Annotated in this window: 1 pseudogene; it reads left to right on the top strand. The window is 66.4% G+C overall.

Annotated elements, in window-relative coordinates:
• Positions 1 to 250 (top strand): annotated as a pseudogene (locus tag AC0IW9_RS31460) (excinuclease ABC subunit UvrB); the annotation flags it as partial.

The following is a 250-nucleotide window of genomic DNA, read 5'->3' as shown; positions in this document are numbered from 1 at the left end:
GACGATCGGTCAGATCAACGGCATGTCGCGGGGCGATCACCGTCGCAAGATCACGCTGGCGGAATATGGCTTCCGCCTTCCGTCCGCGATCGACAACCGTCCGCTGCGCTTCAACGAATGGGACGCGATGCGCCCGCAGACGGTGTGCGTCTCCGCAACGCCCGGTCCGTGGGAGATGGAGCAGACCGGCGGCGTCTTCGCCGAGCAGGTCATCCGCCCGACCGGACTGATCGACCCGCCGATCGAGATC

This window comes from Belnapia sp. AC561 (genome assembly GCF_979252845.1).
Note: the sequence above shows the minus strand (reverse complement) of the source record. Positions and strands in the feature narration are given on the sequence as shown.